Annotated in this window: 21 protein-coding genes; 9 read left to right on the top strand and 12 right to left on the bottom strand. The window is 71.5% G+C overall.

Going from position 1 to position 24,722, the window contains the following annotated elements:
* Window positions 1-17: 17 nt before the first annotated feature.
* The 4 genes from ACIGDI_RS11760 to ACIGDI_RS11745 form a co-directional block, all read right to left on the bottom strand.
* Window positions 18-734, bottom strand: a complete 717-nt coding sequence (locus tag ACIGDI_RS11760; protein ID WP_399894154.1) for a Mut7-C RNAse domain-containing protein — start codon at window positions 732-734, stop codon at window positions 18-20.
* A gap of 33 nt (window positions 735-767) precedes the next feature.
* Window positions 768-1,409, bottom strand: coding sequence for a TetR/AcrR family transcriptional regulator (locus ACIGDI_RS11755; RefSeq protein WP_399894151.1), 642 nt, complete (start codon window positions 1,407-1,409; stop codon window positions 768-770).
* Entirely contained in the window at window positions 1,406-2,953 is a 1,548-nt protein-coding gene (locus ACIGDI_RS11750) for an MFS transporter (RefSeq protein ID WP_399894148.1), read from the bottom strand. Before ACIGDI_RS11750 ends, ACIGDI_RS11755 begins: the two co-directional genes overlap by 4 nt.
* A 103-nt stretch (window positions 2,954-3,056) precedes the next feature.
* Window positions 3,057-3,803 carry a hemolysin III family protein gene (locus ACIGDI_RS11745; protein ID WP_399894145.1) on the bottom strand — a complete coding sequence of 249 codons (747 nt, stop codon included), beginning with the start codon at window positions 3,801-3,803 and terminating at the stop codon, window positions 3,057-3,059.
* A 343-nt stretch (window positions 3,804-4,146) separates the two neighbouring features.
* Between ACIGDI_RS11745 and ACIGDI_RS11740 the strand changes: the two genes are divergently transcribed.
* A complete protein-coding gene (locus ACIGDI_RS11740) occupies window positions 4,147-5,970 on the top strand; it encodes a phosphoenolpyruvate carboxykinase (GTP) (protein ID WP_399894142.1) in 1,824 nt (607 codons plus the stop codon).
* Between the two features lie 255 nt (window positions 5,971-6,225).
* Here ACIGDI_RS11740 and ACIGDI_RS11735 read toward each other — a convergent pair whose 3' ends face one another.
* The 6 genes from ACIGDI_RS11735 to ACIGDI_RS11710 all read right to left on the bottom strand — a co-directional run bounded on the left by ACIGDI_RS11735 (window position 6,226) and on the right by ACIGDI_RS11710 (window position 12,746).
* On the bottom strand, window positions 6,226-6,819 hold the full coding sequence (locus ACIGDI_RS11735) for a hypothetical protein (protein WP_399894139.1): 594 nt from the start codon (window positions 6,817-6,819) through the stop codon (window positions 6,226-6,228).
* Complete coding sequence (locus ACIGDI_RS11730) at window positions 6,806-8,335, bottom strand: substrate-binding domain-containing protein (RefSeq protein ID WP_399894136.1); 1,530 nt, start codon at window positions 8,333-8,335, stop codon at window positions 6,806-6,808. Before ACIGDI_RS11730 ends, ACIGDI_RS11735 begins: the two co-directional genes overlap by 14 nt.
* Window positions 8,332-9,561 (bottom strand): toxic anion resistance protein, encoded by a 1,230-nt coding sequence (locus ACIGDI_RS11725; RefSeq protein WP_399894132.1) that lies wholly within the window; start codon window positions 9,559-9,561, stop codon window positions 8,332-8,334. The genes ACIGDI_RS11730 and ACIGDI_RS11725 overlap by 4 nt, the downstream gene beginning before the upstream one ends.
* A complete protein-coding gene (locus ACIGDI_RS11720; protein WP_399894129.1) occupies window positions 9,558-10,622 on the bottom strand; it encodes a hypothetical protein in 1,065 nt (354 codons plus the stop codon). The genes ACIGDI_RS11725 and ACIGDI_RS11720 overlap by 4 nt, the downstream gene beginning before the upstream one ends.
* Window positions 10,623-11,025: 403 nt before the next feature.
* Window positions 11,026-11,445 (bottom strand): hypothetical protein, encoded by a 420-nt coding sequence (locus tag ACIGDI_RS11715; RefSeq protein ID WP_399894126.1) that lies wholly within the window; start codon window positions 11,443-11,445, stop codon window positions 11,026-11,028.
* An 89-nt stretch (window positions 11,446-11,534) separates the two neighbouring features.
* Window positions 11,535-12,746, bottom strand: coding sequence for a pyridoxal phosphate-dependent aminotransferase (locus ACIGDI_RS11710; protein ID WP_272175420.1), 1,212 nt, complete (start codon window positions 12,744-12,746; stop codon window positions 11,535-11,537).
* A 125-nt stretch (window positions 12,747-12,871) separates the two neighbouring features.
* Between ACIGDI_RS11710 and ACIGDI_RS11705 the strand changes: the two genes are divergently transcribed.
* Both ACIGDI_RS11705 and ACIGDI_RS11700 read left to right on the top strand, forming a co-directional pair.
* Window positions 12,872-13,546, top strand: a complete 675-nt coding sequence (locus tag ACIGDI_RS11705; RefSeq protein ID WP_399894122.1) for a hypothetical protein — start codon at window positions 12,872-12,874, stop codon at window positions 13,544-13,546.
* 150 nt (window positions 13,547-13,696) lie between these two features.
* The gene (locus ACIGDI_RS11700) at window positions 13,697-14,536 is read left to right on the top strand and encodes a serine protease (RefSeq protein ID WP_200699109.1); all 840 of its coding nucleotides are present in this window, start codon (window positions 13,697-13,699) and stop codon (window positions 14,534-14,536) included.
* Between the two features lies 1 nt (window position 14,537).
* Here ACIGDI_RS11700 and ACIGDI_RS11695 read toward each other — a convergent pair whose 3' ends face one another.
* Both ACIGDI_RS11695 and ACIGDI_RS11690 read right to left on the bottom strand, forming a co-directional pair.
* Window positions 14,538-16,169: an amidohydrolase family protein gene (locus ACIGDI_RS11695; protein WP_399894118.1), complete on the bottom strand. Its 1,632-nt coding sequence runs from the start codon at window positions 16,167-16,169 to the stop codon at window positions 14,538-14,540.
* A 12-nt stretch (window positions 16,170-16,181) separates the two neighbouring features.
* Complete coding sequence (locus tag ACIGDI_RS11690; protein WP_399894115.1) at window positions 16,182-17,459, bottom strand: amino acid deaminase; 1,278 nt, start codon at window positions 17,457-17,459, stop codon at window positions 16,182-16,184.
* 136 nt (window positions 17,460-17,595) lie between these two features.
* Here ACIGDI_RS11690 and ACIGDI_RS11685 point away from each other — a divergent pair, with 136 nt between their 5' ends.
* The 6 genes from ACIGDI_RS11685 (at window position 17,596) to ACIGDI_RS11660 (ending at window position 24,694) form a co-directional block, all read left to right on the top strand.
* Window positions 17,596-18,732, top strand: coding sequence for a sugar kinase (locus ACIGDI_RS11685; protein ID WP_399894112.1), 1,137 nt, complete (start codon window positions 17,596-17,598; stop codon window positions 18,730-18,732).
* The gene (locus ACIGDI_RS11680; protein ID WP_200699113.1) at window positions 18,729-19,490 is read left to right on the top strand and encodes an IclR family transcriptional regulator; all 762 of its coding nucleotides are present in this window, start codon (window positions 18,729-18,731) and stop codon (window positions 19,488-19,490) included. Before ACIGDI_RS11685 ends, ACIGDI_RS11680 begins: the two co-directional genes overlap by 4 nt.
* Entirely contained in the window at window positions 19,487-19,897 is a 411-nt protein-coding gene (locus tag ACIGDI_RS11675; RefSeq protein ID WP_399894108.1) for a RidA family protein, read from the top strand. The genes ACIGDI_RS11680 and ACIGDI_RS11675 overlap by 4 nt, the downstream gene beginning before the upstream one ends.
* A 107-nt stretch (window positions 19,898-20,004) precedes the next feature.
* The gene (locus ACIGDI_RS11670) at window positions 20,005-21,480 is read left to right on the top strand and encodes a GntP family permease (protein ID WP_384822441.1); all 1,476 of its coding nucleotides are present in this window, start codon (window positions 20,005-20,007) and stop codon (window positions 21,478-21,480) included.
* 75 nt (window positions 21,481-21,555) lie between these two features.
* The gene (locus ACIGDI_RS11665) at window positions 21,556-22,140 is read left to right on the top strand and encodes a hypothetical protein (protein ID WP_399894104.1); all 585 of its coding nucleotides are present in this window, start codon (window positions 21,556-21,558) and stop codon (window positions 22,138-22,140) included.
* A gap of 208 nt (window positions 22,141-22,348) precedes the next feature.
* Window positions 22,349-24,694 carry an ATP-binding protein gene (locus tag ACIGDI_RS11660; protein WP_399894101.1) on the top strand — a complete coding sequence of 782 codons (2,346 nt, stop codon included), beginning with the start codon at window positions 22,349-22,351 and terminating at the stop codon, window positions 24,692-24,694.
* Window positions 24,695-24,722: the final 28 nt, after the last annotated feature.

Below are 24,722 nucleotides of genomic sequence, written 5' to 3'. Positions count from 1 at the left end.
TCCCAGGCCGACAGGGCCTAGCTCGCGAACTCCGCCAGGGCGCGCTCCACGATGGCCACCAGCTGCTCGTGGTGCGCGCCCTTCCAGTACGCGCGTCCGCACTGCCGGCACTGCGCGAAGACGTCGTACGAGCGCTGCGTGCCGCCGTGCAACTGGTCCGCGACCTCCTCCTTGGTGGCCTCCTTCAGCAGCCCGTTGCACGCGGTGCAGCGGGTCCAGGGCCGCAGTTCGGGGCGGAACCGGTCCAGGATGTCGCGGAGTTGGTCCTCGGGGCGGGTGCTGTAGACGTAGGCGCCGGCCCACAGTTCGCGGCGGCGCAGCAGGCCCCGGTCGCGGCTGAGCATGACCCGTTTCTCGGCGGCCGAGCGGGCGGCGAGCGCCGGGTCGCCGATGTCCGTCGACTCGTAGGCGGTGTCCACGCCGAGCAGGCGCAGCCGGCGGGCGAGGGTGCCGAGGTGGACGTCGAGGAGGAAGCGCAGGGGAGCCCCGGGCACCCGCTGGGGGCGCTCGACGGTCCGGACCTCCACGCGGTCGCCGGCGGCGGGGACGTAGGAGACCGGGACCTCGCGGCCGTCGACCCGCAGCGTGCCGACCTCGGTGAGCGGGACGCCGGCCGACTCCACGGCGTGTCCCAGGGAGGAGACGCCGTCGGTGACGAGGGTCCGTCGCGGCCGGCGCTGGACGAACAGGGCCAGTTCGGGGGCGAACTCGACATGGATCTCGGGACCGTTCACCCGGTCAGGATGACACGGGCGGGATGGACGGGCTCAGGGGTTTTCGGTGGGGAGGCCGTGTTCCAGGACGTCCAGCGCGCGGTCCACGAGCTCGCGCAGGTCGTCCTGGAAGTCGTTCTCCGCCCAGCACATGTTGGCCTCCATCAGCCCGCCGACCAGGGACATCGCGGAGACGCGGACCTCCAGGGAGTCGGCGGCCAGTCCGGAGCGCTCCGCGATGGCCTCGCGGAGCAGGCGTCCGGTCTGCGACATGGACTCGACCATCCGGGAGCGGACCGCGGGGACCTGTGCCGACAGGTGTGCACGGGTGCGCACCACCTCGGGGTCCTCGGTCATCATCACGTCCATGGCCCGGTGCATCACGTACCGCACGGAGTCCATCCACGCCTCGTCGGCGGGCCGTGCGCGCAGCTCCTCCAGCATCAACGGGTCGTACTCGTCCGTGAGGACGATGTCCTCCTTGGTGGGGAAGTACCGGAAGACGGTGGACGGCGACACCTCGGCGCGCTCGGCGATCTGCTCGATCGTCGTGGCGTCGTACCCCTGCTCCCGGATCAGCCCGTAGGTCGCGGTGCGGATCGCCTCGCGGGTCTTGATCTTCTTGCGTTCGCGCAGGCCGAGCCGGGGGCGGTCGGCGGGGGAGAGGGGGGAGCGTGCGGCCGTCATGGAGGTCATTGTCCGGCATCCGTGACGGCGGCGGCCATCGGCGGGGCGTCCTGCGGCTCCTTCCCGGCGACGGGTGTGTTCGGCAGGAAGGCGGCGGCCAGCAGCGCCGAGACGAGGGCGGCGGCGCCGCACACCAGCAGGACCAGGCCCATGCCGTGCACGTAGGCGCCGTCCGCGGACGCGGCCAGCTGGGGCGAGTGCGCCCTGACGGCGACGATGTGGGCCGCGACGACGGAGTCACCGGCGGTGTCCGCGGCCCCGGCGGGCAGCCCCGTCACGTCCAGCCGGTCGCGGAAGGCGCTGGCGAGCAGGCTGCCGAGCAGGGCGATGCCGATGGCGCCGCCGACCTGACGCAGGGTCATCAGCAGGCCCGATCCGCTGCCCGCCCGGTCCCTGGGCAGCGTGGCGAGCGCCCCGGACATGGCCGGGACCAGCGCGAAGCCGAAGCCGACGCCGGTGACCGACAGCCACAGCGCGGTGAAGCCGTAGCCGGAGTGGACGGTCGTACGGCTGCCGAGGAACGCGGCGAACGCCAGCACCACCAGGCCCGCGCTGACCGTGGCCCGCGCGCCGAAGCGCTGGGCGGCGGCCGGCGCGCCCTTCGCGGCGACGGTGAGACCGCCGATCATCGGCAGCAGCCGGATGCCGGTGCCCAGGGCGTCGTTGCCGCGTACGGCCTGGAGGTACTGCGGCAGCACGAACAGCAGGCCGGACAGGACGAACATCACCAGGGTCGCGGCGACGGTGTTGAGCAGGAAGCCGCGGTGGCCGAGCAGCGTCATGTCGAGCATGGGGCGCGTGGAGCGGCGTTCGCGCAGCACCAGCGCGGTGAGCAGGGCGGCCGAGGCGGCGAACAGGGCGAGGACCAGGGGGTCGCCCCAGCCGCGGTCGGGGGCCTCGATGATCGCGTAGACGAGGGCGCCGAGGCCGAGCGCGGTGCACGCCGTGGAGGCCGCGTCGACCCTGGGGGAGGCCGGGTCGCTGGTCTCGGGGAGCAGGAAGACGCAGGCGGCGATGCCGATCGCGGCCATCGGGACGTTGATCAGGAAGACCGAGCCCCACCAGTAGTGGTTCAGCAGCCAGCCGCCGATGATCGGGCCGAGCGGCAGGCCCAGCGCGGACGCGGTCGAGATGATGCTGACGGCCTTGGTGCGCTCGTCCGTGCTGAACAGCGAGGGCAGGACGGACAGTGCGAGCGGGGTGACGAGTGCCGCGCCGACGCCCATGACCGCCCGGGCGGCGATGACCCAGTTCACGTCCCCGGCCAGCGCGCCCACGAGCGAACCGGCGAGGAAGATCCCCAGCCCGGTGATCAGCATGCGTCGGCGGCCGAAGCGGTCGCCGAGGAGGCCCGCCGGGAGCATCAGGGCGGCGAAGACCACGATGTAGGAGTCCGCCATCCACTGCTGCTGGCCGGTGGTGGCGCCGAGGTCGGCGGCCATGGTCGGCAGCGCGACGTTGAGGATCGTCATGTCGAAGCCGAGCGTGAGCATGCTCGCGACCAGGGCCGCGAGGGCCCACCAGCGCCGAGGATCCGGAGTGACAGTAGCCATGAAATGAGAGTAGCTTTCAAAATATGGTGTCTGTCAATCGAAATCGGCATGCAAAAAGGGCCACGGCTCGGAAGCCGTGGCCCTGGATGGGTGCCGGGAGGCGCTACGCGTGCTGGTAGGCCACCAGCGAGATGCCGACGTAGTGGACGGTGAACGCGGCGAGCGTCAAGGAGTGGAACACCTCGTGGAAGCCGAACCAGCGCGGTGAGGGGTTCGGCCGCTTGAGGCCGTAGATGATGCCGCCGGCGCTGTAGAGGAGGCCGCCCACGATCACGAGGACCAGCACCGCGATGCCGCCGGTGCGCATGAAGTCGGGCAGGAAGAAGACGGCGGCCCAGCCCATCGCGATGTAGCAGGGGGTGTAGAGCCAGCGCGGGGCGCCCACCCAGAACACCCGGAAGGCGATGCCCGCGAGGGCGGCGCCCCAGATGCCCCACAGCAGCCACTGCGCCTTCGCCCCGTCCAGGAGCAGCATCGTCAGGGGGGTGTAGGTGCCCGCGATGATCAGGAAGATGTTGGCGTGATCCAGTCTGCGCAGGATGCCGTCCATGCGCGGGCTCCAGTTGCCGCGGTGGTACAGCGCGCTCACGCCGAACAGCAGACAGGCCGTCAGGGCGTAGATGCCGCAGGCGATACGGCCGCGGGGGGAGTCGGCGAGGGCGGTGAGCACCAGGCCCGCGACCAGGGCGGCGGGGAACATGCCGAGGTGCAGCCAGCCGCGCAGCCTCGGCTTGAGCGGGTCGGTGAGCTGCTGGGCGTGCTGCTTGATCTGGTGCGGAATCGAGTTCGCCTCAGGACGGCGGCCGGCGGCCGGCGTGTTCTTGGCGGCGTCGGGGACGGGCGCAGTCATGCCCTTCATCGTACCTACGGAACCGTAAGTTACGGGTCAGCGCGGCCCGAGAAGTGACGAAGAGTGGCCATCATCTCATGGCCGGTGGGCGTTCGAGCGTCCGGCAAAAGAACCTTCAGGTGAACTCAACGTGCACGCAAAATCACGCGTGGAAACACGGTTGTGCGTGACGATCCCCACTCCGCTCACTTGTGAGGCCCTCTGGACATATGGGCACTCGCCTCGGATCATCAAATGAGTGCGGTCGGCACCGGATGAGCGCTGAAGATCCAGTCATGCAGCATCCGGGTCGCAGCCCCCACGGGGCCTCCAAAATCACAAAATCCCTCATTTAGGAGCAATCGTGGCGCGCGACATCGCGGCTCCCACCGTGATCCCCACCAACCACCAGGAACTGATCTCGTGGGTGAACGAGATCGCGGAACTGACCCAGCCGGACAACGTGGTCTGGTGCGACGGATCCGAGGCCGAGTACGAGCGCCTGTGCGAGGAGCTCGTCGCGAAGGGCACCTTCAAGAAGCTCGACCCGATCAAGCGCCCGAACTCCTACTACGCCGCCTCCGACCCGAGCGACGTCGCCCGCGTCGAGGACCGGACCTTCATCTGCTCCGAGAAGGAGCAGGACGCGGGTCCGACCAACCACTGGAAGGCGCCCGCGGAGATGCGGGAGATCTTCCAGGGCGAGAAGGGCATCTTCCGCGGCTCGATGAAGGGCCGGACGATGTACGTCGTCCCGTTCTGCATGGGCCCGCTCGGCTCCGACCTCTCCGCGATCGGCGTCGAGATCACCGACTCCGCCTACGTCGCGGTCTCCATGCGCACGATGACCCGCATGGGACAGCCGGTCCTCGACGAGCTCGGCTCAGACGGGTTCTTCGTCAAGGCCGTGCACACGCTGGGCGCGCCGCTGGCCGAGGGCGAGGCCGACGTGCCGTGGCCGTGCAACTCCACCAAGTACATCTCGCACTTCCCGGAGAGCCGCGAGATCTGGTCCTACGGCTCCGGCTACGGCGGCAACGCCCTGCTCGGCAAGAAGTGCTACGCCCTGCGCATCGCCTCCGTCATGGCGCGCGACGAGGGCTGGCTGGCCGAGCACATGCTGATCCTCAAGCTCACCCCGCCGACCGGCGAGTCCAAGTACGTGGCCGCGGCCTTCCCGAGCGCCTGCGGCAAGACCAACCTCGCCATGCTGGAGCCCACGATCTCCGGCTGGACGGTCGAGACCATCGGCGACGACATCGCCTGGATGCGGTTCGGCGAGGACGGCCGCCTCTACGCGATCAACCCCGAGGCCGGCTTCTTCGGCGTCGCGCCCGGCACGGGTGAGCACACCAACGCCAACGCGATGAAGACGCTGTGGGGCAACTCGGTCTTCACCAACGTGGCCCTCACCGACGACAACGACATCTGGTGGGAGGGCATGACGGAGGAGACTCCGGCCCACCTCACGGACTGGAAGGGCAACGACTGGACGCCGGAGTCCGACACCCCGGCCGCCCACCCCAACGCCCGCTTCACCGTGCCCGCCTCGCAGTGCCCGATCATCGCGCCGGAGTGGGAGGACCCCAAGGGCGTGCCCATCTCGGCGATCCTCTTCGGCGGCCGCCGCGCCTCCGCGGTGCCGCTGGTGACGGAGTCCTTCGACTGGAACCACGGCGTCTTCCTCGGCGCCAACGTCGCCTCCGAGAAGACCGCGGCCGCCGAGGGCAAGGTCGGTGAGCTGCGCCGCGACCCGTTCGCCATGCTGCCGTTCTGCGGCTACAACATGGGCGACTACATGGGTCACTGGATCGACGTGGCCAAGGACAAGGACCAGTCCAAGCTGCCGAAGATCTACTACGTCAACTGGTTCCGCAAGAACGACGAGGGCAAGTTCGTCTGGCCGGGCTTCGGCGAGAACAGCCGCGTCCTGAAGTGGATCGTGGAGCGGCTGGACGGCAAGGCCGAGGGCGTGGAGACGCCGATCGGCGTCCTGCCCGCCAAGGGCGCCCTCGACACCAAGGGCCTCGAACTGTCCGAGTCCGACCTGGACTTCCTGCTCACCGTCGACAAGGACGTGTGGCGGGAGGAGGCCTCGCTGGTTCCCGAGCACCTCAACACGTTCGGTGACCACACGCCGAAGGAGCTGTGGGACGAGTACCGGGCGCTGGTGCAGCGCCTCGGATGAGGTCCGCTCCCTGAAAGACTCCGCGGCCGGCTGGGATGTGCCCTGACCAGTGATCGTCACGGCCGGCCGCGGTGCAGTACGGCGAGGCCGCGCACAATGGCGTGTGTGGCTCCGGCCCGTCCTTGCTCTCCCGTCCGCCCCGACGGGAGAAAGGGGGCGGGCCTTCGCCGTATTCGTCTCCAGGCCGTCCGTGGCTGGTCGCGCCCACGCGGCGGAGCCGCATATCGATACAGCCCCGCGCCCCTTCGGGGCGCGTTACTGCGCACGTTCCTCCAGATAGCGGGTGTGGGTCTCCTGGCGGCGGGCCTCCGTCTCCCTCAGAGCGGTGGCCAGCCGCTCCGCCTCCTCCTGGAGCAGCGTGAGCTGGCGTTCCAGGTGGCGTTCCGGGGGTTCGGAGCCCGGGGTCATGCGGGTCCACCAGCGGGTGCGTACGTAGCTGTCGACCGCCTCGGGGATGTCCCGCCGTACCGTCCGGGACAGGGTGTGCACGCCCTCGGGGTCCTGGGCGAGCAGTTCGGACGCCCGGCCCGGGTCCAGCAGGGCGGTCAGCAGGTCCGTCAGCTCGGTGACGCGGCCCGCGGCGGCCGGCGGGAGGTCGACCTCCGCCAGGTATGCGCCGAGCTTCCCGAAGTCGGCCCGCAGTTCCTCCAGTTGGGCCGAGGGCGACGGGAAGTCCGGCAGCGGCGGCCGTTCCGGTGGGGCGATCAGGGCGCCGGCGCCGTACAGACCGGCGACCACCACCGGCCAGTAGGGGCCCGCCAGGCCGCTGAAGGTGAGCGCGAGGCCGGCGAGGCCGCACACACTGCCCGCGATGTTCTTGCGTGACTCGAGGTACTCACTGATAGCCACGGATCTCCTCGAAGGCGCCGTCCAGCGAGCCCTGCCGGGCGTCGAACAGGCGGCCGCCGGTCAGGTCGGCGATGTGGGACAGCTCCCCGCGGTCGGAGTCGCCGAAGAGGATCGGGAAGACCGGGATCTCACGCCGGTCGGCGGGCAGCGAGCGGTAGAAGGCGTCGAACTCCGCGGCCTTCGCGCCCTTCGTGTTCTCGCCGTCCGTCATCAGCACGATCGACGTGAACGTGTCGCGATCGGCGCCGAGATGGTCGTACGCCTTCTCCAGCGAGGTGTAGATCGCGGTGTCGCCGTCGGCGGACAGGGCCTTGGTGTCCGCGCGGATCGCGTCCAGCCCGGCCTTGGGGTCCGCCGGATCGACCACGTGCGTCCGCACGCTCTTCACCCCGGAACCGAACGGCATCAGCGTCACCGCCTCACGGTCCCGGAAGTCGCCGGTGAGGTCGGTGAGGGCCCGCTTCAGACGGTTCAGCCGGTCGCCGTCCATCGAGCCGGAGGTGTCGAGGACGTACACGGTGCGGGAGGGGCGGCGCAGTTCGTTCTCGTACGAGCGCAGCAGGCCGTCGGCGACCGAACGGGAGCCGGGGAAGGGGAGTTCGCGGCGGCGGGCGGTGTCGAGGCCGGGCGCGGGCGGCACGGACGGGATCACCGGGCGGCGGTGGGTGGCGGTGGTGATCCGCCGCTGGATCGCCGGCGTGCGCAGGGCGTCGGTCAGGCGGCGCACCTCCTCGCGGGTCGCCGCGCCGGTGCCGGCGAGCGAGGACAGCGGGTAGTCGGCCGTCACCACGCCGTCCTTGGGACGGATCACGGTCAGGCCCGGGATGCCCGCGAGGACGGACTCGTAGTTGAGGAGTGCGTCGACGTTCGAGCGCCGCTTGTACGCCGTCGCCAGCCAGCCCGACGAACCCGACGTCAGCTTCTGGCCCTTGAAGAACTCCTTCAGGCGCGGGGTCGCCTCCGCCACGTCCGCGTCCGTGAGCGCCGACTGGGCGCCGGAGAGCGCGGAGGCGACCGAGACCAGCGTGGAGAAACCGGAGTTGGAGCGGGCCGGGTCCGTCATGCCGTACGTGAGTCTCCCGTCCTGCACGGCCTTCTCCACCTGGGACCAGGTGACGTTCTCCGGCGTCCAGCCGAGCGCCCGCACGGTGGCCGTCCTGACGCCGACGGCGACCGGGCTCGACATGACGGGCGTCTCGGAGACGATCTTCTTCGCCGCCTCGGGGCGCAGCCGCAGATAGTCGTCCGAGGACAGCCACACGGCGTCGTAGCGGCCGTCCGCCCTGCCCGACGCCAGCAGGTTCACCGCGTCGAGGGTGCCCATGTAGGTGGGGCGGACCCTGAGCCCGGTGTCCTTGCGGACCTGTTCCAGGACGGGAGCCATGTCGGCGAGTTCGCTGGAGGCGAGGACGCGCAGGGTGCCGGGTTCGGGGGCGGTGGGGTCGGTCCGGTGAGCCGTGCTGCACGCGGTCAGCAGGACGGCCGCCGACGCGACGGTGACGACGGTCCGTCTCATGCGAGACCCCCTTCCAGCGCGCCCCGCGACCGGCTGCGCTCCAAGTAGGCGGCGGCGGACTGGAGTTCGGCCGTCAGGTTCTCCACGGTCGTCGCCATCGCCTCGGTCGCCTGGACCTTGTACGTGTCGATCGCGTCCAGCGTGCGGTAGATCTGCTGGAACGCGGCGCGCAAGGTCTCCGCACCCACGGCCGGGTCCGCGGCGATGCGCTGGATCTCCCCGCTCTGCGTGGACAGCATCTCGGCATTGCCCCGGATGAGGTCCTCCGTGGTCCCGCGCAGGGCGTTGACCTGCTCGACGACCTTCTTCTGGTTGTCCAGCGCGGAGGCCAGCATCACGGAGATGCGCAGGGCGGACACGGTGGTCGTGGCGGCCCGGTCGACGCCCTTGATCAACTCGTCGTTGTTGCGGCGTACGACGTCCATGGCGAGGTAGCCCTGCGCGCACACCGCGAGTTGGGTGAGCAGGTCCTGGTGCTTCTGCCGGACCGGGAAGAGCACGTCGGCGCGCAGACCGTCGGCCTCCTGCGGGTCCGCGACCCCGGCGACGTGCTGCTCCACGGCCGCGTCCAGGGCCTCGGTGAGCACGACGTACTCCTGCAGCTTGCCCATGGTCTCCCACAGGCGGATCCGCTCGGTCTGCAACGCGGCGTTGTCCCGGCGCAGTTCGTCCTGGCCGCCGCGCAGCGAGCCCACGATCCTGTTCAAGGTGCCTTGCGCGGAGGCGTACTTGGCGACGTGGTCGCGCAGCTTGTTCCCGCCGGGCAGCCGGGACAGGAACTTCCGTCCCTTGCCCGCGGGCAGGTCCCGCGGGTCCAGGTCCTCGACGACGCGCCGGAGTTCCACCAGCGAGCCGGCGACCTGCGACTGGGCGTCCCCACCCTTGCCCGGCAGGCTCTTGACGGTCCGTTCCAGCATCCGGTTGGACTGCGCGGCCGCGGCCCGCATCTCGCCGGCGCCCAGGCCGGTGATCTCGCCGACCTTGCCGGCGAACTCGGGCGAGCGGGCGTCGAGGGCGGCGAGCCCGGCGACGTAGGCGGAGGCCTTCGCGGCCATGTCCGCACGGACGCCGTCGTCGACCGGCACGAGTCCGCCGGCCTTCTCCCGCGGCACGGGCGCGACGGCCTCGGGCGGGGTCAGCGTGAAGACGTCGTCCCCGCTGAGTGTGGGCTGATGACCTTGCTGAGCGGTGTCGTTGAAGCTGTTCACAGAAGTCCCCCCGTTCATCCGCGCGCCCGGCGCGCCATCTCGTGCAGCACCGCGGAGGTGGGCACGGGCGCCTGCCGGACACCGGTCAGTGCTTGCTCGAGGTAGGTGGTGTCCGTGGCGAACTCGGACGCGTCGCCCTGCGGCCGGAACCCGTGCCGCACCGCCAGCCGCCGCAACTCCCGGTCGGTGGAGAGGAGTTCGGCGAGCGCCTTGCCGTCGTTTGTCAGCGGTACGACGGTGTGGTCGCTGTCGACCGTGGTGTCCGGGTAGAGCACCACCAGGTCACCGGGCTTCTGCCCGCCCGCGAGCAGCGAGGCGACCTGCGACTCGTAGACCCAGACCAGCGGGTTGCCGGCCCCGCTGACGAAGTCCCGGAAGACCGCGTCCGAGCCGGTCTGCTGGGCACCCTGCACCGTGACGAGCTTCCTCAGCAGCGGCTCGGTGCGGTCGAGACCGCCCTTGTCGGCGACCACCCGGCCGCCGTTGGCCACGTAGGAGGCGGCGGCGAGGTAGAGGGCGCCGGAGTTGGACGACTCCGGATCGGTGCTGGAGATGAAGAGGGTCCCGCTCAACTCGCCGTATCGACCCGCCCCCTTGAGCTGCTGCCACGTCCGGTCGTGGCGGGCGGCGTCCAGCAGGGAGGCCATCCTCAGGGTGCCGCGGTGCCCGGTGTCGAGGGTCGCGAGGCCGTTCGCCGCGAGCACCTGGGCGGCGCTGCGGTGGGCCACGACGACGAGCGGCGAGTAGAAGGGCCGCGGGAGGGTGCCGTGCACCCGGTAGCGGGCGGCCAGTTCGACGGCGGGCGCCTGACTGGACGGAAAGGCCAGGTCGTAGCCCTTGAGGTCGAGTCCCTCCATGGCCCAGGACCCGGAGGTCTCGGCCTTCACGGTGTAGCCCCTGGCGGCGAGGGCCTTCACCACTGCGGGGTCGGCGAAGTACTCGGCCTTCTCCGACCCGATCACCATGCGCACGGTCTTCGTTGCCGTGCCCTTGTCGTCCGCTTCCCGGCCCGCGAGGACGGCAGCCACCACGCCACTCATCAACACGACCGCGAGGACGATCCCTACGATGCGTCTCACGCCGTGGAGAGTGCTCCCGGAACCCAACATTCCCCGGCGCCCACGATGAACACCCGGTGACAGCCCTGCCCCGTCCCTGCAACGCCCCAAAGGGGCGCGGGGAACTGCGCGACAAGCCACGACGAACCCGCAGCCGCCGACGCACAGAACGCCCTACGGCGACAAGGCACCCCGCCTCAAGCCACGCAAGGTGCCATATCAGCCTCCGGCCCGGCAACGCCGCAAAAGGGGCGCGGGGAACTGCGCGACAAGCCCCGACGAACCCGCAGCCGCCGACGCACAGAACGCCCCACGGCGACAACGCACCCCACCGCAAGCCAACGCAGTGCATGGCACCCGGTCCGCGCGTCGCTGCGGGTGCACGCGGACCGGGGCCGTCAGGGAGAGCCCCGAAGGGAGGGGCTCAGGTGGTGGACGCCAGCTCGCGCGGCTCCAGGGCGGCCGCGTGCACGTCCATCTGCTCGGCGGCGAGGATCGCCGCCGCCGTGTCGGCGCGGGAGGCCGCCACGACCAGGGCGCGGCCCGCGAGGGCGTGGGCCCGCTCGTGCAGGGCGGTGACGTCGGCGTCGGACGGCGCCGAGGTCATACGGACCGGCGTCACCCCGCCCCGCAGCCGGGCCACCTGCCGGGCGAGTCGCTCCGCGGCCTCGTCGAGGCCGGGGGAGGGGGCCACCGCCCGCAGCTCGTCCGTCGCGGTCAGCAGCGCCGCGAGATGACCGGCGAGCTGGATGTCCAGCTCCTCCTCGCGGGAGCGGTGGGGAAAGTCGGAGGTCGTGCCGGCCATCGTGCTGTGGACCGACTTGGTGCGGATCGGCTCGTACATGGATGGCCTCCTGTGCTGTCAGGAAACCATCCTAGCTTAGATTCCGTCTAAAGTTGAGTGAACTGAAAAGATCAGGAGGCGGGAGAGGTTTACGGCTGGCCGTAGCCGTCCAGGAAGCGCCCGATCCGGCCCATCGCGTCCCGCAGATCCGTGACCGTCGGCAGGGTCACTACCCGGAAGTGATCGTGCTCGGGCCAGTTGAACCCGGTCCCCTGCACGACCATGATCTTCTCGCTGCGCAGCAGGTCCAGCACCATCCGGCGGTCGTCCTTGATCTTGAACACCTTGGGATCGAGCCGCGGGAACAGGTACAGGGCGCCCTTCGGCCGCACACAGCTCACCCCCGGGATCTGCGTGAGCAGCTCGTACGCGGTGTCCATCTGCTCCTTCAGCCGGCCGCCCGGCAGCACCAGGTCGTTGATGGACTGGCGGCCGCTGAGCGCGGCGACCACGCCGTGCTGACCGGGCATGTTCGCGCACAGCCGCATGTTCGCGAGGATCGTCAGACCCTCGATGTAGGAGTCGGCGTGGGCGCGCGGCCCGGAGATCGACATCCAGCCGACCCGGTACCCGGCCACCCGGTAGGCCTTCGACATGCCGTTGAAGGTGAGGGTCAGCAGGTCCGGCGCGACCGCGGCGGTCGGGGTGTGCGTGGCGCCGTCGTAGAGGATCTTGTCGTAGATCTCGTCGGAGCAGACCAGCAGGTTGTGGCGGCGGGCGATGTCGGTGAGCCCCTTGATCACCGCCTCGTCGTAGACGGCCCCCGTCGGGTTGTTGGGGTTGATGATGACGATCGCCTTGGTGCGGTCGGTGACCTTGCGCTCGACGTCGGCGAGGTCGGGCATCCAGTCGGACTGCTCGTCGCAGCGGTAGTGCACGGCGGTGCCGCCCGACAGCGACACGGCGGCGGTCCACAGCGGATAGTCGGGGGCGGGGACGAGGACCTCGTCGCCGTCGTCCAGCAGCCCCTGCATCGCCATCACGATCAGCTCGGAGACGCCGTTGCCGATGAAGACGTGCTCGACGTCGGTCTCGATGCCGAGGGTCTGGTTGTGCATGACGACCGCCCGGCGGGCGGCCAGCAGCCCCTTCGCGTCGCCGTAGCCGTGCGCGGAGGAGACGTTCCTGAGGACGTCCTCCAGGATCTCCGGCGGGCACTCGAAGCCGAACGCCGCCGGATTGCCCGTGTTCAGCTTGAGGATGCGGTGTCCGGCCGCTTCCAGCCGCATCGCCTCCTCGAGCACCGGACCGCGGATCTCGTAACAGACGTTGGCGAGCTTCGTCGACTGGATCACCTGCATGTCAGGGAGCTTACGGCCCGGTATCGCCTTTCGGGCCGTGTTTTCCGACACGTGAGACGCGTGGTTTGGGCTGTTATCGCCGGTAGCTGTCTCGCCGGCCCCACCCGTCTCTACAATGCGCGGCCATGTCGAGGCCAGCCGAGTACGAGAACGGGGCGCAGGGGTCGAACATCGCCTGCCGGCCGGTGAGCGGTGGTGTGCAGGACCCGCCGAGCGTGTACCACCCGCAGGAGCCGCCCGCGCCCTCCTACGAGGAGTACGCCGACCCCGCCGCCGCGCACGGCTGGCAGAACGCCTACGACGAGACGGCCGAGCTGCCCGCCGTCATGCCGGACGCCGACCGTCCCCGGCGGCGCGCCGCACCCGGCCACCGTGCCCGGCGCAGGCCGAGCCGGTGGCGTTCGCCGCGGATCGCGGTCGCGGGAGCGGTGGGGGCCGTGTCGGTGGCGGCCGTGATCGCCGGGTTCTCCTTCTCGGGCGCGTCCGCGGGCGGTGCCGGGGGCAAGGAGGCGCACACGGGGCCGTCGGCGACCGACCTCCCCGCGCCCACCGGCCAGGAGGAGTCGGCCGCGAGCGGTGACGCACCGGAGTCCCCCGGGGGTGCGCCGGTGTCCACCGCGCCCGCGAAGGACGCCACGACATCCGGAGACGGAACCTCGACCCCGAGCCCGACGACCGCCGCCTCGACCTCGCCGCAGCCCTCCGCCACCGCCACCACGTCCGGCCCCGCCCCCGCGGAGACCACCTTCGCGCCCGGCAATTCCGGCAACAACCCCGGTCACGGCAAGCGGCCCCGCTAGGCCGCGCCGTCGGTGGCGCAAAGCCTGCGCCGACTCCGGGCCTGAAACGACTCCTTGCCCCACCACACCTCTCCCCTCACAATGCCCATGACAAATATGCGGGCGGCCGGAAGATCTCCGGTCGCCCAAGTCGCAAGAGGGGACCCCCACATGAAGAAACCTCTCGGCGCCGTCGTCACCGCCCTGGTACTCGCCGGGGCCGGCGCGGCTCCCGCGGTCGCGGCACCCGTCAGGGACACGGCGGCACCCGCCCTCCAGGCCGTCAACTTCGCCGGCACCGTCTCGCTCAGCAACTGCTCCGGCTCGGTCATCCGCTTCCCCAACTCCGCGGACACCGACCCGGCGCTGGTCATGACCAACGGCCACTGCCTGGAGACCGGTTTCCCGTCGCCCGGCGAGGTCATCACCGGCCAGTCCTCCAGCCGTAGCTTCGGGCTGCTGAACTCCTCCGGCACCAGGGTCGGCACGCTGCGGGCCAACCAGGTCGTCTACTCGACGATGACCGACACGGACGTCACCATCTACCGGCTGACGACCACGTACTCCGCGATCAGAAGCTCGTACGGCATCAGCCCGCTGACCGTGCAGGACACGCACCCCACGGCCGGCACCGCCATCACGGTCGTCTCCGGCTACTGGAAGCGGACCTACGCCTGCAACATCGACGGCTTCGTCTACCGCCTCAAGGAGGGCGACTGGACCTGGAAGGACTCGGTCCGCTACACCTCCGCCTGCCAGACCATCGGCGGCACCTCGGGCTCGCCCGTGATCGACAACGCCACCGGCAAGGTCGTCGCCGTCAACAACACCGGCAACGAGGACGGCGAGCGCTGCACGGAGAACAACCCGTGCGAGGTCGACGCGAGCGGCAACGTCACCGTCCGCCAGGGCATCAACTACGCCGAGGAGACCTACCAGATCCCGGCCTGCTTCACCACGGGCAACAAACTGAACCTGAGCGCGAGCGGCTGCACCCTGCCCAAGCCGTAGCTCAGCCGCGGGTGGCGTTCCGTCGCACGGGACTGCGACGGACCGCCCGCCCCGCCAGCACGTCCGTCCGCCGCCCGTCCTCGATCACGAAGCGGCCGTCGACGAGGACATGGGGAATGCCCGTCGGCAGCGTCCGCGGATTCTCGTACGTCGCTCCCGCCGCCACCGTCCGCGGGTCGAACAGGACGAGGTCGGCACGGTACCCCTCGCGGACCAGGCCCCGGTCCGGCAGCCGCAGCCGCGCCGCCGGGCGCGAGGTGAGGTGGGCGACGCACTCCTCCAGCGACAGCACGCCCAACTCCCGCACATAGTGGCCGAGATAGCGGGGGAAGGTGCCGTAGGCGCGCGGATGGGGCTTGGTGCCCTGCAGGATGCCGTCCGAGCCGCCGGTGTGGACCGGGTGCCGCATGATCATGCGCACGTTCTCCTCGTGGCCGACGTGCTGGAGGATCGTCGAGCCCAGCCGGTCCCGCAGCAGCAGGTGCCGGGCGGTCGCCCACGGGCTCTCGCCGCGCAGGTCCGCCGACTCCCGCACGCTGCGGCCGACGAAGCCGGCCAGCCCGGGTTCGCTCACCCCGGAGATCTCGATCGTGTCCCACTCGATGGGCACGCCGTGGCAGCCGTCCGAACCGACGGCCTCCATGTGGTGCCGGATGCGCTCGGCCGTGTCGTCGTCCGCCAGGCGTTTCAGGACCGCCTCCGGACCGCCCTCGTTCGCCCAGCTGGGCAGCATGGCGGCCAGGGTCGTGCAGCCGGGGGTGTAGGGGTAGGTGTCCAGCGTGATGTCCGCGCCGGACGCCAGCGCGTCGTCCAGCAGCCTCAGCAGCTCCGGCGCCCGGCCCTTGTTCACGCCGAAGTTCATGGTGGCGTGGGCGAGATGGAGGGAGCAGCCGGCCTCCCGGGTCAGGTCCACCATCTCCGCGTACGCCTCCAGGGCGCCCGCCCCGTAGGAGCGGTGGTGGGGGCAGTAGTAGCCGCCGTAGGACGCCACCACCCGGCACAGCTCGGTCAGTTCGGCGTCCTTGGCGTACATGCCGGGCGTGTAGGTCAGCCCCGAGGACATGCCGACCGCGCCCTGCTCCATGCCCTCGGCGACCAGCTGCCGCATCCGGTCCAGCTCCCGGGGCGTCGCCTCGCGGTCCTGCCAGCCGACGGCGAGCATCCGCACGGTGCCCTGGGGGATCAGATAGGCCGCGTTGACGGCGATGCCCCGGTCGAGGCGGTCCAGGTACTCGCCGACCGAACGCCAGTCGAAGTCGATGTCGTCGCCGTGGCCGTTCCAGCCGGTGATCGTCCGGCGCACCTCGGCGAGGGTGCGGTCGTCGACCGGCGCGTACGACAGCCCGTCCTGGCCCAGTACCTCGAGCGTGACCCCTTGCGCGGCCTTCGCGCTGTGGTCGGGGTCGCGCAGCAGGGCGAGGTCGCTGTGGGCGTGCATGTCGATGAAGCCGGGGGACAGCACGAGCCCTTCGGCGTCCAGCTCCCGTCGGGCCTCGGGCCGCTGGCAGCCGGCCGCCGCGGCCTCCTTCACGATCGAGACGATCCTGCCGCCGTCGATCACCACGTCGGCGCGGTACGACGGCTCACCGCTGCCGTCCACGACGTCCGCGTCCCGGATGACGAGCTCTTCCATGGCGGGCTCCCTCTAGAAGAACGTACGGATGTAGTCGACGACCGTGCCGTCCGCCTCGGCCAGCGGGATCAGCTGCCACTTGTCGAAGGACGTGCACGGATGGGACAGCCCCATCCCCACCCAGTCTCCGACCTCCAGGTCCGCCTCGTCGGTGGTCCGCAGCCACGCGTGCTGGTCGGAGAGGGCGGTCACCGAGACGCCGGTGGCCGGGCGCTCGGCGCCGTCCCGGCGTACGACCTGGGCGAACGGCAGATCGAGGTCGTGGGCCGCGTCCCGCTTTCCGGCGTTGACGAAGGCCTGCTCGGCGGATGGACGGGAGACGACCTGCGCCCACAGGCGGAACGCGGGCTCCAGGGCGCCCTCCTCCGGGACCCGGTTGAACGGCGTGAGCTTGCGGTAGTGGCCGTCGTCGTGCGAGACGTAGGCGCCGGAGCGCAGCAACTTCAGTACGGGCGCCGACAGTCCGGGGATCTCCTCGAAGACGTCGGCCACCGCGTCGAACCAGGCGCTGCCGCCCGCGCTGACGACGATCTCGTCGAGGCCCGCGAACCGCCCCGCCTCGTCGAAGCCGACGGCCAGCGCGACCAGCCGCCGCAGCCAGGCGTGCACCCGCTCCGGATCGGCCCGCGGCACCTCGCCCTCGTATCCGGCGACCCCGACGAGCCGGAGCGTGCGGGTGCCGGCGACCGCGTCCGCGACGGCCGCGCACTCGGCCTCCGTACGGACGCCGGTCCGGGCGCCCTCGCCGGCGGCGAGCTCGACGACGACGTCGAGGGGGCGGCGCGCTCCGGCGAGGGCCGCGTCCATCAGCTCGACGCCGCGCACGGAGTCGACGTAGCAGACGAGACGGAAGCCGGGGTCGGCGTCGAGCTCGGCGGAGATCCACCGCAGCGCGGCCGGGTCGACGAGCTCGTTGGCGAGGAAGACCCGCTGGATGCCGAACTCCCGGGCCACGCGCACCTGGTGGGGCACGGCGAGGGTGATGCCCCACGCCCCGCGGTCGATCTGCTGCCGGAACAGCCGGGGCGCCATGGAGGTCTTGCCGTGCGGGGCGAACGCCAGGCCGTGCCGGGCGGCGTACGTCTCCATGAGCGCCAGGTTGTGCTCCAGGCGCTCGGCGGACAGCGCGAGCACGGGGGTGGTGAAACCGCCGGTGAACAGGTTGCGGCGCTGGGCGGCGAGCTCACCGACCGTCAGGCCGTCGGCGTCCGGCGGGAGGCCCTTGAAACGGTGGTCGACGCGTTCCTCCGCGAGGCGGGCGAGCGCTTCGGAACCGGTGTCGCGGGCCATACAGCCTCCCTGATCAGGTGCGTTGCAGTAAATGCAATGCTCATTGCGTATGTCGCTTACTGCTGTCTAACATCTCGGCCAACGCGGGGTCAACGAAAAGCCGTCACCCGCATCTCACCTGGGAGCTACGACGATCGTGACCACCGACGGACCCCGCAACGCCCCCGACGTCGTGGACGTCGTCGCGCTCGGCGAGTCCATGGTCACCTTCCTGCCCAGCCGCCCGGGCCGCCTCGCCGACGTTCCGTCGTTCGAGCGGGGGATCGGCGGGGCGGAGTCGAACGTGGCCTGCGGACTGGCCGCCGCCGGCCATGCCGTGAGGTGGGTCAGCCGGGTCGGCGCGGACGGGTTCGGGGATCACCTCGTCGAGACCGTCGGGGGGTTCGGCGTCGACGTCTCCTCGGTGGGACGGGACTCCTCGCGCCCCACGGGCGTGTACTTCCGCACGGCCGGGGACCGGTCGACGGACGCGCACGAGGTCGCCTACTACCGGGCCGGGTCGGCCGCCTCGGCGATGTCCGCGGACACGGTGGACCTGGCGGCGGTGCGGGCGGGCCGCGTGCTGCACCTGTCGGGGATCACGGCCGCGCTGTCGCCCGGCTGCCTGGACCTGCTGCGCGATCTGACGGCTCCCGCGCCGGGCCGGCCCCTCGTCTCCTTCGACGTCAACCACCGGGCGGGGCTGTGGCCGGACGCCGACGGGCCCCGGGTGCTGCTGGAACTGGCCCGGGAAGCCGACATCGTGTTCGTCGGCGAGGACGAGGCGGAGGAGGTGTGGGGGGTCACCGGCGGACCGTCGGAGATCCGGGCGGTACTGCCCGAGCCCAAAGTGCTGGTGGTGAAGCAAGCGGCGAAGGGGGCCACCGCCTTCGTGTCGGCCGCGGGCACTCGTGCCGCTGGGGCGGCACGGGTGGGCGCGGCGGCACCCCGCCGGCGCGGGCAAGCGATCACGCCCCCCGCCCAGCCGCAGCCGGCCGACACCTTCGTCCCCGCTCTCGCCGTGGACGTCGTGGCCACCACCGGCGCCGGTGACGCCTTCGCCGCCGGGTTCCTCTCCGCCACCCTGCGCGGCCTGCCCGTGAAGACCCGCCTGCGCCACGGCCACCTGTGGGCCGCGGCCGCCCTCACCGTTCCCGGCGACCTGGCCACGCCCCCGACCCGCGCACACGCCGACCGCCTCGCGGCCCTCGACGACGACACCTGGGAGACACTTCGACTCGGCCCCGGCTGGACGCAAGCCGGCAAGGCCCCGGAGGAGGTACGCACCCCATGAGCCAGACCGTCGACCGCGCGCTCAGCATCCTGCCGCTGCTCGCCGAGGGCCCCGCCGACCTCGGGCAGGTCGCCGACCGCCTCGGCGTGCACAAGTCCACGGCGCTGCGGCTCCTGCGCACGCTCCACGAGCACGGCATGGTCTACCGCCAGTCCGACCAGCGCTACCGCCTCGGCGCCCGCCTCATCGCCCTCGCCCAGGAGGCCATGGAGAACCTCGACATCCGCGAGATCGCCCACCCCCACCTCGTACGCCTCAACGAACAGTGCGGGCACACCGTCCACCTCGCCGTGTACGAGGAGGACGAGGTGCTCTACATCGACAAGGTGGAGAGCCGGTACCCGGTGCGGATGTACTCGCGGATCGGCAAGCCCGTCGCCATCACCGTCGCGGCCGTCGCGAAGCTCCTTCTCGCCGACCTCCCCGAGGCCGAGCGCCGGGCCCTCGCCGACAAGCTCGACTACCCCATGTACACGTCCCGTTCCACCCCCAACCCCGCTGCCTTCCTCAGGGAGTTGGAGAAGGTGCGCGAACAGGGCTGGGCCACCGACCTCGGCGGCCACGAGGAATCCATCAACTGCGTCGCGGCCCCCGTCCGCGGCGCCGACGGCCGGGTCGTCGCCGCGATGTCGGTCTCCGCGCCGAACGTCGTCGTCACCGCCGACGAACTCCTCACCCTGCTCCCGCTGGTGCGCCGCACGGCCGACGCGATCAGCGGCGAGTACTCGGGCAGAACCACAGCAAAGGACCCCGCATGACGGACAAGATCGCCCTCACCCCCAAGACCCACACCACCCCGCCCGCCAAGTTCTCCCACGGCGTGCGCAAGGGCAACATCCTCCAGGTCGCCGGACAGGTCGGCTTCCTGCCCGCCGAGGAGGGCAAGCCGCCCACGCCCGCAGGCCCCACCCTGCGCGAGCAGACCCTCCAGACCCTCGCCAACGTCAAGGCGATCCTCGAGGAGGGCGGCGCGAGCTGGGACGACGTGATGATGATCCGCGTCTACCTCACCGACGTCGACCACTTCGCCGAGATGAACGGCATCTACAACACCTACTTCGAGGAGCAGGGGCTCACCCAGCCGCCCGCCGCGCGCACGACGGTCTACGTCGGCCTGCCCGCCGGCCTCCTCATCGAGATCGACGCGCTCGCCGTCCTCGGCTGACCCTCCCTCAACTCCCGCACGGCACACACGGCATGGCACCTCGCGGGGTGCCGTGCCGCGATCCCCCCTGCCCGAAAGCCGTATGTACTTACCCAGAGGACCCCCGAATGCCCCCTTCGCTCGCCGCGGCCACCCCCGCGACCCCGCCCCACACCGGCGGTCTGCTCCTCCTCGTCGACGGCACGGCCGGACTGCTCACGGTCGCCGCCATCGGTATCGCCCTGCTCCTCTTCCTCATCATCAAGGTCAGACTGCAGCCCTTCGTGGCGCTGCTCGCCGTCTCCATAGCCGTCGGCCTGCTCGCCGGCCTGTCGGTCACCGAACTCTTCGGCACGGTCCAGCGGTCGGACGCCGTGTCCACGATCGAGTCCGGCATGGGCGGCATCCTCGGGCACGTCGCGATCATCATCGGCCTCGGCACCATGCTCGGCGCGATCCTGGAGGTCAGCGGCGGAGCGGAGGTGCTCGCCTCCCGGCTGCTGAACCTGTTCGGCGAGAAGCGGGCCCCGCTCGCCATGGGCCTCACCGGCCTGATCTTCGGCATCCCCGTCTTCTTCGACGTCGGCATCTTCGTCCTCGCGCCGATCGTGTACGCGGCGGCCAAGCGCGGCGGCCGGTCGATCCTGCTCTACTGCCTGCCCCTGCTGGCCGGCCTGTCGATGACCCACGCCTTCCTGCCCCCGCACCCCGGCCCGGTGGCCGCGGCCGGCCTGCTCCACGTGGACCTCGGCCGGGTCATCCTCATGGGCGTCGTCTGCGGCATCCCGGCCGTGCTCGCCGCCTGGGCGTACTCGGCGTGGATCGGCAACCGCGTCTTCGTGGCCGTACCGCAGGACATGGTGGAGGCGGCCGCCGAGGCCCGGCAGGCCGTCGTCGACGAACAGCGCGCGTCCGGCGTCGAGCCCCTGGAGAAGCCGGTACCGCTGGGCACGGTGCTGGGCATCATCGGCACCCCGCTGATCCTCATCCTGGCCGCGACCTTCTCCTCGATCGCCCTCGACCCCTCCACCGGCCGCTCGGTCATCGAGTTCTTCGGCCACCCCTTCGTGGCCCTGACGATCGCCCTGCTCCTCGCCTACTACCTTCTCGGCATCCGGCGCGGCTGGTCCCGCAGGTCCCTGGAGACCGTCTCCACCGCCTCGCTCAAGCCGGTCGGCAACATCCTCCTGGTCGTCGGCGCGGGCGGCGTCTTCGGCGCGGTCCTCAAGGCCAGTGGGGTCGCCCAGGCCCTCTCCGACACCTTCAACGACGTCGGCCTGCCCGTGATCGTCCTGTCCTACCTGATCTCGGTGGTCCTGCGGGTGGCCCAGGGCTCGGCCACGGTCGCCATCGTCACGACGGCCGGCATCGTCGCCCCGCTCCTCGCCGAGGGCCATCACTCCCAGAGCTTCGTCGCCCTGGTCATCATGGCCATCTCGGCGGGCTCCATCTTCGCCTCGCACGTCAACGACGGCGGCTTCTGGATGGTCGCCAAGTACTTCGGCATCAGCGAACGGGACACGCTGAAGTCGTGGACGGTGCTGGAGTCGGTGCTGTCGGTGGCGGGGTTCGCCGTGGCCGCAGCGGTCAGTGTGTTCGTGTGAGTCGCATGTAGGCGTCTGATAACGAAGTTGGGGCCGACTGTGTCCGACACAGGATCGTCGACCATACTGCCCGCTGTGGAGCAGCGCATAGGTTCGAGCAGCCAGCCCCTGAAGGGCGAGCCCGTCACGGGTGCCGGATTCGACCCGGCCTTCATCCCCGGGCTCACCCCGCCCGCCACCGAGGAGCCGGAGGACACCGGGCCCGAGGACGCCGAGGCCGAGGCCGCGGAGACGGCGCAGGCGGAGGCCGTAGCCGCGGAGGACGCCGTCGAGGAGCCCGCGACGGACGACGACGAGGAAGAGGCCCCCGAGGGACCCGTCTTCGAGGCCTCCGACCGCCGCGCCAGAATCGTCGCCGACCACAGGGGCGTACGACTGTCCCTGGACGACCAGGAGTGCGAGTTCCGCTGGGACGAGATCGGCGCCGTCGAGACGGAGTCGCCCCGCTTCGGCAAGCGGTTCACCATCACGGTGCACACTCCTGAGCGCCGTTGGTACCCGATCGAGATCGAGGCGCCGGCCAGGTCCCGCTTCAGCGAGTGGGAGACGCAGCTCGACGCCGTCCTCGACGCCTACTTCGAGGACGAGGCCGAGGACGAAGCCGAGGCCAAGTCCGAGGCCAGGTCCGACGTCAAGACGGACGCCGAGGACACCGACTGACGGTCGCGGGGGACGGCACCCGGCCGCCGAACCCGTCGGTCTCCTCCGCCCCCCGGCGTGAACCGTTCCGCCGAGGGCCGCGCAGTGTACGCGCGGCCGTTCCTCCCGCCCTCTCCTCGGGCAAAGTTGCACCCGGCCGTGTGAGTGGCGCGTGCATATATGCCGGACCCGGAGGAGAGTGAGGTTCCGTTTCAACGGGAGGCTGATCATGGGCGGATCAGCGCCGCGACGGGACCGTCATCTGCCGGTCGAGACGACCAGTTTCGTCGACCGGCGCGGCGAACTGACCGAGGGCCGCGAGCTGCTCGCGAGAGCACGCCTGGTCACCCTGACCGGGCCGGGCGGCGTCGGCAAGACCCGGCTGGCCGCCCGCATCGCGGCCCGCGTCGAACGCGGCTTCGCCGACGGCGTCCGCCTGGTGCAGCTGGCCGGTCTGCAGGACCCCGCCCTCGTCCCGGTCGCCGCCGCCGCCGCCGACGCCCTCGGCCTGCACGACCACTCCTGCCGGCCCCCGCTGGACGCCCTGATCGAGCAGGTCCGCGACCGGCGTCTGCTCCTCGTCCTCGACAACTGCGAGCACCTGCTGGGCGCCTGCGCCGAACTCGCCGCCGCCCTGCTGCACGGCACCACCGGCATCCGCGTCCTCACCACCAGCCGCCACCGCCTCGGCCTGACCGAGGAACACCTGCTGGAGGTACGCCCGTTACCCGTCCCCGACCCGGACGGCGACCTCTCCGACGCCGAGGGCTACCCGGCGCTCGCCCTCTTCGCCGACCGGGCCGCCGCCGTCGTCCCCGGCTTCCGGCTCACCGCCGCCAACCGCCCCGCCGTGGCCCGCCTCTGCCGCCGCCTCGACGGACTCCCGCTCGCCATCGAACTGGCCGCCGTCCGGATGCGCGTCCTCGGCGTCGAGCAGCTCCTGGAACGCCTCGACGACCGCTACCGCCTGCTCACCGCCGGCTCTTCCGCCGCCCTGCCCCGCCACCAGACCCTGCGCGCCGCCGTCGACTGGAGCCACGAACTCTGCACCGAACAGGAGCAGTTGGTGTGGGCCAGGGCCTCCGTGCTGGCCGGCTCGTTCGACCCCCGCACGGCGGAGGCGGTGTGCGCGGACGGCGAGTGCGTCGCGTCCCACGAGGTGCTGGAGGCCGTCGCCGGTCTCGTCGACAAGTCCGTGCTCAGCCGGGAGGAGGGCCCGGACGGCGTGCGCTTCCGGCTCCTGGACACCCTGCGGCACTACGGACTGGACCGGCTCGGGAGACGGGACGGCGAGGAGACCGCGGCCCGGCGCCGGCAGCGGGACTGGATGCAGCGCCGGGCCGCCGAGTCCGAACGCGCCTGGTTCGGGCCCGGGCAGCGCGAGATCGTCAGCCGGCTCCGCGCCGACCAGGACAGCCTGCGCGCCGCCCTCGACTTCAGCCTCACCGAGCCCGGCGAGGAACTGGCAGGACTGCGCCTCGCGGGCACCCTTTGGTTCTACTGGCACGCCTGCGGCGCACCCCGCGAGGGCCGCTACTGGCTCGAACGGGCCCTGACCGCCTGCCCCGAACCCACCCGGGAGCGGGGCCGCGCCCTGTGGATCGCCGGACTCCTCGCCGGTTCCCAGGAGGACCTGACCTCGGGCCGCCGGCGCGCCGAGGAGGCCCGCGACCTGGCCCGCTCCCTCGGCGACGAGGCCGAGGCCGCGCACGCCGAGTACGTCATCGGCGTCCTGCGCCTGTTCAACGACGACCTCACCGGCGCCCTGGAGCACTTCCGCGCCACCGTCGCCCGCGGCCGCGTCCCCGGACAGCACCTGAGCATGGTCGGCCTGGACCGGGTCGAACTCGCCTGCGCCCTGGGCTTCCTGGGCCGGGCGGACGAGGCCGTCGCCGTCTGCGCGGAGACCCGTCGGCTGTGCGAGGAGCACGGCGAGGAATGGGTGCTGTCGTACGTGCAGCGGATGCTCGCCCTCGCCCACAGCGTCAAACGGGACTGGGAGCGGGCCGAACGGCACGCCCGGGACGCGCTGCGGCTCAAGCTCGCCGTGCGCGACGTCATCGGCATCGGCCTCACCCTCGACCTGCTCGCCCAGACCGCCGCCCGGCTCGGCGCCTTCGAGCGGGCGGCCGTCCTGCTGGGCGGCTCCGACCGCGTCTGGGCCGACGTCGACCGCTTCCGCTGGGGCTCCCAGGCCCTCGGCGCCACCCGTCTGGAGAGCGAGTCCCGCGCCCGCGAGGCCCTCGGCGCGGCCGCCTTCGAGCGCTCCTACCGGTGCGGCGGGGCGCTGGGCCTCGCGCGGGCCGTCGGATACGCGGTGGGGGAGGAGACCGCCGAACGCCCGCCGGCGCAGGGCGCGCCGCCCCGCGACGAGGGGCCGGCGGACGCCGTCCGCCTCACCCGCCGTGAGTCCGAGGTCGCCCAGCTCGTCGCCCTGGGACTGGCCAACCAGCAGATCGCCGACCGTCTCGTCATCGCCCGCCGCACCGCCGAGGGCCATGTGGAACGCATCCTCAGCAAGCTCGGCTTCAGCAACCGCAGCCAGATCGCCGCCTGGGTGACGGCCCAGCGCTGAACCGACCGTGCACCCTCCCCACCCCGAG

Origin of the sequence: Streptomyces sp. NPDC085900, assembly GCF_044540925.1 — a bacterium.
Taxonomy (GTDB): domain Bacteria; phylum Actinomycetota; class Actinomycetes; order Streptomycetales; family Streptomycetaceae; genus Streptomyces; species Streptomyces gilvifuscus.
This window is presented reverse-complemented; position numbering and strand designations above follow the sequence as displayed.